Source organism: Kitasatospora sp. NPDC093558 (assembly GCF_040683475.1).
Classification (GTDB): domain Bacteria; phylum Actinomycetota; class Actinomycetes; order Streptomycetales; family Streptomycetaceae; genus Kitasatospora.
Window position 1 is genome coordinate 1 of sequence record NZ_JBFBDY010000644.1, and the last position, 3,442, is coordinate 3,442.

At 70.2% G+C, this 3,442-nt stretch carries 3 protein-coding genes; all 3 read right to left on the reverse strand.

Going from position 1 to position 3,442, the window contains the following annotated elements; genetic code table 11:
- The coding region (locus AB0O00_RS33020) for a PA14 domain-containing protein (RefSeq protein ID WP_363658098.1) at nucleotides 1-1,275 on the reverse strand (1,275 nt) is incomplete at its 3' end.
- Between the two features lie 530 nt (nucleotides 1,276-1,805).
- On the reverse strand, nucleotides 1,806-2,897 hold the full coding sequence (locus AB0O00_RS33025) for a polyprenyl synthetase family protein (protein WP_363658100.1): 1,092 nt from the start codon (nucleotides 2,895-2,897) through the stop codon (nucleotides 1,806-1,808).
- Between the two features lie 15 nt (nucleotides 2,898-2,912).
- Nucleotides 2,913-3,116, reverse strand: a complete 204-nt coding sequence (locus tag AB0O00_RS33030) for a hypothetical protein (RefSeq protein WP_363658102.1) — start codon at nucleotides 3,114-3,116, stop codon at nucleotides 2,913-2,915.
- Nucleotides 3,117-3,442 lie beyond the last annotated feature (326 nt).

The following is a 3,442-nucleotide window of genomic DNA, read 5'->3' on the forward strand; positions in this document are numbered from 1 at the left end:
GTCGGCCGAGAGCAGGAGCTCCGTCGGTACGATCCGCGGCGCGTAGTTGAAGCCGCGAGCCATGTCCGGGCCTATGGTGCTCTTGGCCCACAACACCATCTTGGGCCGCTCCTGGGAGCGGTGGTACAACTCGACCTTGATCGGCACCGCCTGATCGGCGGTCAGCGTGAGCTCCCGATCCTGTTTGGGGCCCGGCCGGTAGAAGTCCGCGTCGAGCTCCGCGGCGTTGGGGTTGTCGTAGACAAGGGTGTTGTTCACCCAGATCCGCGCGCCGTCCGCGTGCGCGCCACCGAAGCGGAAGTCGCCGCTGACCGGCGGTTTGAACTGCCCCTCCCAGCGGATGACGAACCAGTCCTTGGCCAGCGCCGGCGGCCAGGTGTACTGCTGCCACGGGAAGTTGGCCTGCGGGTCGAGGAACAAGCCCATGTTGACCTGCGGCTCGCCGCGCACCATCACCGGCGCGTCGTCCGGAACGCCCGCGTGCCGGGAGTCGTTGAAGTACGACGCCCGCACCCCGCGGGGCTCGCCCTGGCGGGAGTTGTACGCGAACGTCACCCCGGCCGAGCCACCCAGGGTGGGGAAGGCCGGACCGGCGGCCGCGGTGTGGAGATTGCCGCTGAACAGGTTCACCGTCACCGGCCCCAGCCGGTCGCTCGGCGACGGTCCCGGGTCACCGACCCGCTGGTTGACGGTGAAGTGCCCGACCCACTTCGCCGGTGTCGTGCTCTGCCCGCCCGCTGGGGCGGTTGCCACCGTCCAGCTGTAGCGGCCACCGTCGTGCAGCACGTACCGGGGCACCGTCCAACTCGGTGTGGACAAGCACCCCGAATCCACCACGCTGCCCGAGCGGCCGTCGAAGCCCGTGGCCACCTTGAAGCAGTACTGGACGCCGTCACCCACCGCGGCGACCTGCAAGGTCGGCATCTCGGTCGCCAGGACGGCCTGATCGACCGGAGCCACCAGACTCGGCTCCGGTACCACGGACGAATCCGCGGCGGTGTGCCGGCTCGATACCCCTGCAGCGCCGCGCTGTTGTACGACCTCGGGATCGACACGGGCACGTCCATCAGTCGTACCCCCGCCTGACAGCGGGGTGAAGTCCGCCGCCGGCTGCTCCGGCTCAAGTGCCTGGCGAGACGTCGTCGGCGAGGACGTAGAGGCCATGATCGGCCAGTCCCGGACGACCTTCTTCGAGGATGGTGTCGCGGCCGCCGGGGGTGCTGCCAACGCCTGTGCCAGCGAACCCGTCAGCACCAACGTCAACAGCAGCGCCACCAGCCGCGCACCTGGCCACGCCCGTAACCGTGCGCCGTTGCAACCCCCACGACCTCGCACAGCCATAGCCCCTCCGTCGCCAACGACACCAAGGCCCACCCACCGGACCAGTGCGCCCGCGCGACCGTAACGAGGGCCAATGAAATCCGGATGACGATCCGTCAGGAACCAAAACCGTCCGACTGGGACGGATTCACCACAGTCGGCGCGTCCATGAAACCCGGACAAAGCCCGGGAAGGACCGGCTCCAAGCTCCCGAAGCCGATCACGACCTCCCACCGCAAGCGGCATGATGCTCGACTGGCTCCAGCACCGGCAGCTCGACCCCGCCGGCCTCCGCCGCCCCCGTGACGATCCATGCAAGACAGGGTGCTCTGCGCATCGCTCCAGGGGCTGCAGGGAGCGACCCCTGGTGGCACGGTTCTCCAACGGAGCGGCGGCGCAGCGGTGTTCGGGGTTCTCGAAGTCGAAGCGGCAACCGGCGCCTGAAGATCAGCGGCTACTTGGTGCGGACGCGGCCGCGCGCCGCCTCACCGGGCTCGCTCGACGCTCCACCTCGGCAGGTACTCGAAGAACGCGACGGCCTCCTCCCGCCACCTGGGACGCCATCCGGCCGCTTCCGTGGCGGCCGCGTGTGCCCACCGCCGCATGTCCGCCCGCATCCTCTCCGGGACGCCGTGACGCCGGGCGATGTCGCGGATGGCGGCGATGGTCTCCTCGGTGCAGGCTCCGCCGCCGAGTGCGGACTCCACCAGGGCCCGCTCCGAACCGGTGGCCGCTACCAGGACGGCACGGACGGCGTAGTTGCGCCGTCCCTCCCGGATGTCCGCTCCGGTGGGCTTGCCCATGGTCCCCGCGTCGCCGAAGAGGTCCAGGTAGTCGTCGCGCATCTGCCCACAGATCCCCACCAGCCGGGCGTAGCGCCGCAGTTCCTCGTCGTGGAGGGCGGTCTGGACGCCTGCGGCGAGCAGGCCCAACTGGATCGGGGCGAGAACCGAGTAGCGGGCGGTCTTGTAGTCGGCCACGTCGTGCAGCATGTCCTCGTCCGGGTCCACGGTGAAGTCCCGCTCCAGGTCGATGATCTGGCCGACGAACGTGGCCGATGCCGCTCGCGTCTGCACCTCGACCATGGCCTGTCGCACCGGGAGCGGGGCTTGGGAGTCGAGAAGGACCCGCAGCGACAGGGCGAGTGCGAGGTCGCCGGCGAGGAGGGCGAGCCCGAGCGCAGTCTGCGGCCGGCCGGGGAACTGCCCCCGGTAGGCGTAATAGGTGGAGGGGCCGCCTCGGCGGGTTGCGCTGCCGTCGATGATGTCGTCGTGGACCAGCCCGTGGGTCTGGAGCAGTTCGATGCTCAGCGCGGCGTCGTCCAGCCCCTTCACGGGCTCGGCGGTCACCAGACGGGCGGCTTCGAAGAGGAGGGCCACCCGCATCCGCTTGCCGCCGCGCAGCGACAGATCTCGCAGCAGCGCGAGGCAGTCCGGGGTGAACCGACTGCACGACGGCGCGTCGAAGCCGGCGGACAGGTCCTGGAAGTACTTCTCGAACAGCGTGCTGAACCGGCGCTCGTACCCGGCGAGACGGGCCCGGATCTGCTCAGTGAGGACGGCGTCGGTATCGGCCACGAAAATGTCTTCCCTTCAGGTGGGGATGCGTGCCCGCGAAGGCGCGGAGGCGACACACATCCCGGCGATGGTCGGGCACCATGCTGCCCCATCGGCAATGGTGGGGCCGTCGTCCGGCAGCAGGGCCAGGCCGAAGCCGTCGGCCGACGGCTTCGGGCCGGCTCTGCGGCCTTGCCTTGGGGCCAGGTGCAGCGCCTTCGAAACCCCCGTGCCGGTCATGTGGGATTCCTCCGGCTCTCCGCTGAGGAGTCCGCCCCGGCAACCACGTCGTCCTCACCTCGCCTCCCGACGGGCCGTGGATCCGCGACCTCGTCGAGCGGGTCCTCGACGTGTCCGTCCTCTGGCCCTCGGCCGGCGGCCGGCCTGGCTCGGACCGACCCGTCAACCCATGGCCGTTGCCAGAGCCGTGGAATCCGCAGGCCGCACGTATGGGATGCGTCAAGAAGGCGGCCTCGCGGTGCTCTGGCGGCGCGACCACGCGCGGTACGTCCGGCTGCTCACCTGCTACCTCGTGCTGACCTTCGCCGGCTTCGCGACCTACCTGC

Coding starts and splice junctions, on each gene's coding strand:
- AB0O00_RS33030 (WP_363658102.1), bottom strand. CDS start 3,116: ATGACCGGCACGGGGGTTTCGAAGGCGCTGCACCTGGCCCCAAGGCAA.